General features: G+C 31.8%; 5 protein-coding genes. 4 read left to right on the top strand and 1 reads right to left on the bottom strand.

The window, feature by feature from the left end; genetic code table 11:
- Positions 1-108: 108 nt before the first annotated feature.
- The gene (locus EYW44_RS17675; protein WP_132725712.1) at positions 109-882 is read left to right on the top strand and encodes a hypothetical protein; all 774 of its coding nucleotides are present in this window, start codon (positions 109-111) and stop codon (positions 880-882) included.
- 114 nt (positions 883-996) lie between these two features.
- Here the strand turns inward: EYW44_RS17675 and EYW44_RS17670 are convergent, their stop codons facing one another.
- A complete protein-coding gene (locus tag EYW44_RS17670; RefSeq protein ID WP_132725710.1) occupies positions 997-2,607 on the bottom strand; it encodes a CTP synthase in 1,611 nt (536 codons plus the stop codon).
- A gap of 221 nt (positions 2,608-2,828) precedes the next feature.
- Here EYW44_RS17670 and rpmH point away from each other — a divergent pair, with 221 nt between their 5' ends.
- The 3 genes from rpmH to EYW44_RS17655 all read left to right on the top strand — a co-directional run bounded on the left by rpmH (position 2,829) and on the right by EYW44_RS17655 (position 6,675).
- Positions 2,829-2,990 carry a 50S ribosomal protein L34 gene (gene rpmH / locus EYW44_RS17665; protein WP_132725707.1) on the top strand — a complete coding sequence of 54 codons (162 nt, stop codon included), beginning with the start codon at positions 2,829-2,831 and terminating at the stop codon, positions 2,988-2,990.
- Between the two features lie 118 nt (positions 2,991-3,108).
- Entirely contained in the window at positions 3,109-5,961 is a 2,853-nt protein-coding gene (carB, locus tag EYW44_RS17660; RefSeq protein ID WP_132725705.1) for a carbamoyl-phosphate synthase large subunit, read from the top strand.
- Positions 5,962-6,021: 60 nt separating this feature from the next.
- A complete protein-coding gene (locus EYW44_RS17655) occupies positions 6,022-6,675 on the top strand; it encodes a hypothetical protein (RefSeq protein ID WP_132725702.1) in 654 nt (217 codons plus the stop codon).
- Positions 6,676-6,723 lie beyond the last annotated feature (48 nt).

The raw sequence follows: 6,723 nt of genomic DNA, 5'->3' as shown, positions 1-6,723 counted from the left end.
ATTTTATCGTAATTTGCTTGAAAGTTGTGCATGTTAAATTATGGTGTGGTAACTACAAATTACTGCTTTATAGCAGAATGCTCAACTTTTTTCTTCTTATAATTCAAAATGCACAACGGGTTAATAGTAAATAAATATAAAAGTAGAATGGGGCATCAGTCAATTGTGCATGGTAGAATACTATTGGATAGAGATTTTAAAGCATCTCAAGAATTTATTCGTTCGTTAGGAAACGATGATACATATCCACAATTAAATGCAGAAATGTTTGGTGTTGGTATAAAAGAACCAAGATCTTATCAAGATCCGGTAATTGTGTTTGGTGGAACTTATAAGGCGGTTGAATATGATTGGACAAGTTTTATTTTAAAGTTTGAACATATTTTAAGAAATGTAGGTTTCAATACAGCTAAAATAGAATTAGAAACGGAGGTTTTAGGAACTTATAACTTCTTTTGGAAATCGAAGCATCCAAATTACTTTTTTGAATCAGAAGAGGAATTAATAGAAACGGATGAATGGTTTTTTGGTTATGGAAAACGAGGAATGTGGGGATTTTTAGATACTGATTTAGAAAAGCATCAAATTTTTGATTTAGAAGGTTTCAAATACCCAATTACATTTTCTGATGATCAAAAAAAGGTTTTTCAAGATATTATTGATGCTACAGAAAAAATTGACGGACAAAAGTTCCATCCTTATAAAGATGAATTCCTTTTTAGAGAAACTTATGATTTACTGTTTCCTATTTTAAATAAATTAAGGTTTGAACGTAAAATTGATTTTGGATTTGACCCTGTAAAAGATAAAGATGGGAATAGTATTATGACATCAAAAGGATTTTACATCATATTACATGAAAATATAAGAGCTAAATTGTAAGTGATTGTTTATTTGAAGTAATGAAGTTGGTAGCAAAAAACAATAAAATAGTATAAAAAAAATGACTACTATAGTTACAACCATAGTAGTCATTAAATATTTTATGTAGTAAGTTTATTTTTTAGATTGCGCAATAGCAGCCTCAATAAAACTTAAAAATAAAGGGTGCGGATTTAATACCGTACTTTTATATTCAGGGTGATATTGAACACCTACAAACCAAGGATGTTCAGGAATTTCAACAACTTCTACTAATCCAGTTTTCGGATTAATACCAGTTGCTTTCATACCACCATTTTCAATTTGCTCTTTAAATTCACTGTTAAATTCATAACGGTGTCTGTGTCTTTCGCTAATCAAAGTACTCTGGTATGCGTCAAAAGCTTTAGAATCTTTAGAAAGTTCACAATCCCATGCACCTAAACGCATCGTTCCACCTTTTTCAGTAACATCTTTTTGCTCTTCCATTAAATTAATAACAGCACAAGCAGCGTTTTCATTCATTTCAGTAGAGTTTGCTTCAGATAAACCTAAAACATTACGAGCAAACTCAATTACTGCCATTTGCATACCTAAACAAATACCTAAAAACGGAATATTGTTTTCACGCGCATACTTTACAGCCTTAATCTTTCCTTCAATTCCACGTTCTCCAAAACCAGGAGCAACTAAAATACCATCTAAATTTTCTAAATGCTTTTCAGTATCAGTATCTATTTCTTCAGAATGAATCCAACGAACATTCACTTTAACTTCGTGAGTAGAACCTGCGTGAATAAACGCTTCAGTAATTGATTTATAAGAATCATGAAGTTCAACATATTTACCAATTAAACCAATTTCTATGGTTTGCTTTGGATTTTTATATTTTTGAACAAACTCGTTCCAAGCAACTAATTCAGGTTGTTTTTTAGAACATAAGTCTAATTTTTCTAAAACCACACGATCTAACCCTTGATCAAACATTAAGTTAGGAACATCATAAATAGTTTCAGCATCTAAAGACTGAATTACATCTTGCTTTTTTACATTACAAAATAAAGCAAGCTTTCTTTTAATGTCTTCAGAAATTTCATGTTCAGATCTACAAACTAAAATATTTGGACCAATACCACTTTGCATTAGCATTTTTACAGAGTGCTGAGTTGGTTTTGTTTTTAATTCACCGGCTGCTGCTAAATAAGGAACTAATGTTAAGTGAATCACAATAGCATTGTCTTCACCTAATTCCCATTGTAATTGTCTAACAGCTTCTATATATGGTAACGATTCAATATCACCAACGGTACCACCAATCTCTGTAATTACAATATCATAATTACCAGTGTTGCCTAAAATTTTAATTCGGTGTTTAATTTCGTCAGTAATATGAGGAATTACCTGAACGGTTTTTCCTAAAAATTCACCTTTACGTTCTTTATTAATTACCGATTGGTATATTCTACCAGTAGTAACATTATTCGCTTGCGAAGTTGGAATGTTTAAAAAACGCTCGTAGTGACCTAAATCCAAATCAGTTTCAGCGCCGTCATCAGTTACATAACATTCACCATGTTCGTACGGATTTAAAGTACCTGGATCAATATTAATGTATGGATCTAGTTTTTGAATAGTAACAGAATATCCTCTTTCTTGAAGTAACTTGGCTAAAGAAGCAGCAATAATTCCTTTACCAAGAGAAGAAGTAACGCCTCCTGTTACAAATACATATTTTGTGTTGTTCATGTTAGTGTTAGGTTTGGGCAAAAGTACTAACAATGTCAAATATCGCAAATAAAAAAGCGATGAAAATTTGCTAAATTTGTCCGCGAAAAAAATATTCTAAAAAAAATATTTTTTAGTTTGTTGAAACAAAAAACTGTTGTATATTTGCCAACGCTTTTAGCAGTCGGAATTTCATAAAAGCAAATACATATATTAAAGAATTTTTTTAAAGATATAAACTAATGCCGAAAAGAACATACCAACCATCGAAAAGAAAGAGAAGGAACAAGCATGGTTTCCGTGAAAGAATGGCTTCTGCTAATGGTAGAAAAGTGTTAGCTAGAAGAAGAGCAAAAGGAAGAAAAAAACTATCTGTTTCATCTGAAACTAGACCAAAGAGATAATGATTTATTATTAATCATATAGAGGTGTTACTGTTTATTAGTAGCACCTTTTTTTATACCTAATCATTTTTTTTATTTTTACACAACAACAACATAACAAAAACACAACGTATTACAGATGCCTAAAAGAGAAGAGTTAAAATCGATTTTAATCATAGGTTCAGGACCTATAGTAATTGGTCAAGCATGCGAGTTCGATTATTCAGGTTCACAAGCCCTACGTTCGCTTAGAGAAGACGGAATAGAAACGATATTAATCAATTCTAATCCTGCAACAATAATGACAGATCCGTCAATGGCTGATCATGTTTACTTATTGCCATTAAATACGAAATCGATTATTCAAATCTTAAAAGAACACCCACAAATCGATGCTGTTTTACCAACAATGGGGGGACAGACTGCTTTAAATTTGTGTATTGAAGCAGACGAAAAAGGAATTTGGAAAGATTTTGGAGTTGAAATTATTGGAGTAGATATTGATGCTATTAACATTACTGAAGATAGAGATCAATTCCGTATTCTAATGGAGAAAATTGGTGTACCAATGGCACCTCAAGCTACAGCAACTTCATTCTTAAAAGGAAAAGAAGTGGCGCAAGAGTTTGGTTTTCCATTATGTATTAGAGCATCTTTTACTTTAGGTGGAGCAGGAGCGGCTATTGTTTACAACGAAGAAGACTTTGAAGAAGCATTATCAAGAGGATTAGAAGTATCTCCAATCCACGAGGTAATGATTGACAAGGCAATGATGGGATGGAAAGAGTACGAATTAGAGTTATTAAGAGATGATAACGATAATGTAGTAATTATCTGTTCTATTGAAAATATGGATCCTATGGGAATTCATACTGGAGACTCTATTACGGTTGCACCAGCCATGACTTTATCTGACAAAACGTATCAAAGAATGCGTGACATGGCAATTAAAATGATGCGTAGTATTGGAGAGTTTGCAGGTGGATGTAATGTACAGTTTGCAGTTTCTCCAGATGAGAAAGAAGATATCATTGCAATTGAAATCAATCCGCGTGTATCTCGTTCTTCTGCATTAGCTAGTAAGGCAACTGGGTATCCTATTGCAAAAATCGCTTCTAAATTAGCTATCGGATATACATTAGATGAATTAAATAACCAAATTACAAAGTCTACTTCAGCTTTATTTGAGCCTACTTTAGATTATGTAATTGTAAAAATTCCTCGTTGGAATTTTGATAAGTTTGAAGGTTCTGATAGAACATTAGGACTTCAAATGAAAGCAGTAGGAGAGGTAATGGGAATTGGACGTTCTTTCCAAGAAGCATTACATAAGGCTACTCAATCATTAGAAATTAAACGTAACGGTTTAGGTGCTGATGGTAAAGGATACAAAGATTACAATCAAGTAATAGATAAGTTAACCAATGCAAGTTGGGATCGTGTATTTGCTATTTACGATGCTATTGCTATGGGAATTCCATTAAGCAAGATCTACGATATCACTAAGATTGATATGTGGTATTTAAAGCAATACGAAGAATTATTCCATTTAGAGAAAGAAATTTCTACGTATACTATTGATACACTTGATAGAGAGTTATTATTAGAAGCTAAGCAAAAAGGATATGGAGATCGTCAGATTGCACATATGTTAAAATGTTTAGAAAGTGAAGTGTATAAAAAGCGTGAAGACTTTAAAATTAAGCGTGTTTACAAATTAGTAGATACTTGTGCTGCTGAGTTTAAAGCACAAACACCATATTATTATTCTACTTTTGAACAAGAGATTGAAACAGCAAACGGAGAAAGATTTGTAGATAACGAAAGTGTTGTTTCTGATAAAAAGAAAATCATTGTTTTAGGATCTGGACCAAACCGTATTGGACAAGGAATTGAGTTTGATTATTGTTGTGTACACGGAGTATACGCTGCTAAGGAAGCAGGATATGAAACAATCATGATCAACTGTAACCCTGAAACTGTTTCTACTGATTTTGATACTGCTGATAAGTTATACTTTGAGCCTGTTTTCTGGGAGCATATCTATGATATTATCAAACATGAAAAGCCAGAAGGTGTAATTGTTCAGTTAGGTGGGCAAACGGCTTTAAAATTAGCTGAAAAGCTAGATAGATATGGTATTCCAATTATTGGAACAAGCTATAAAGCTTTAGATTTAGCTGAGGATAGAGGTAGTTTCTCTACATTATTAAAAGAAAATAACATTCCTTATCCAAGATTTGGTGTGGCAACAAATGCTGATGAAGCTTTAGCTTTAGCAGACGAGTTAGATTTCCCAATCTTAGTACGTCCTTCATATGTATTAGGAGGTCAAGGAATGAAAATTGTGATTAATAAAGAAGAATTATTAGAGCATGTAGTAGATTTATTACGTAAGATTCCTAATAACAAATTATTATTAGATCACTACTTAGAAGGAGCAATTGAAGCAGAGGCAGATGCAATTTGTGATGGTGAGAATGTTTACATTATTGGTATCATGGAGCATATTGAGCCTTGTGGAATTCACTCAGGAGATTCAAATGCTACATTACCAGCATTCAATTTAGGAGAGTTAGTATTAGATCAAATTAGAGAGTATACTAAAACAATTGCTTTAGCATTAGACACTGTTGGTTTAATCAATATTCAATTTGCAATTAAAGACGACAAGGTATACATTATTGAAGCAAATCCAAGAGCTTCAAGAACGGTTCCTTTTATTGCAAAAGCTTATAAAGAGCCTTATGTAAACTATGCAACTAAAGTGATGTTAGGAGATAAAAAGGTAACTGATTTTGATTTTAATCCGCAATTAGAAGGATTTGCAATTAAGCAACCAGTATTCTCTTTTAACAAGTTCCCTAATGTAAATAAGAACTTAGGACCAGAGATGAAGAGTACAGGTGAAAGTATCTTATTTATTGATAATTTAAGAGATGATCAGTTTTACGATTTATATGCAAGAAGAAAAATGTATTTAAGTAAATAATAAATTTTCTTCTTCAAAAATTATTTAAAAAAAGCATAAATTAGCTTATAAACATTTATAATGAGTTTGTTTGTAAGATCTAGTTTGTGCTTTTTTTTATTCTTCTATATTTCAGTTTGTTATTCGCAAATTGATGGAGATGCTGTTTTTTCGTTACCAAAACTTACTAATACAGAAATGTTAGGAGTGGTTGCTCCAAACCTTGGAAGTATGGTTTATAATACTACAGATGATGGTATTTACAAGTATAATGGCTCAACATGGATTCGAACAGATGCTTCTAGTTCTCTTAAAACAGTTGTATTAAATAGAACAGGTGGTTACAATTTGCCAAATGCTACGAATACTTATTTTGATTTTCCTATAAATGCAGCGCATACTCAATCTATAGATACTGATGTTTTTACAGTAATTGGTAACGGTCGTATACGAGTTTTACAATCAGGAACATATTTAATTTCTGCTGAATTGTCTACATCTAACATACCTTCTGGTAATACTAAATATATTATTGGAGCTTTTAGAAATAATGGCTTAATAGGATATTTAACTAGAGGCTCAGTAAGTTTATCTAGTCAAGATTGGTGGGGTGGTACAGGTGTTTTAATGTACAATTTAAATGCTAATGATGAAATTAGAATACGTTATGTTTTAAATGCAGGAAGAACACTAAACGGTAGGTTTATGAATATTGGAGTTACTAAAATTAAGTAATCTTTTATTTCAAGTCTTTCATTTTTTCAGTTAGATAAATAAAAAAAT

Origin of the sequence: Tenacibaculum sp. M341, from assembly GCF_004337695.1 — a bacterium.
GTDB lineage: Bacteria > Bacteroidota > Bacteroidia > Flavobacteriales > Flavobacteriaceae > Polaribacter.
The sequence above is the reverse complement of the archived record's forward strand: the minus strand, read 5'-3'. Positions and strand labels throughout refer to the sequence as shown.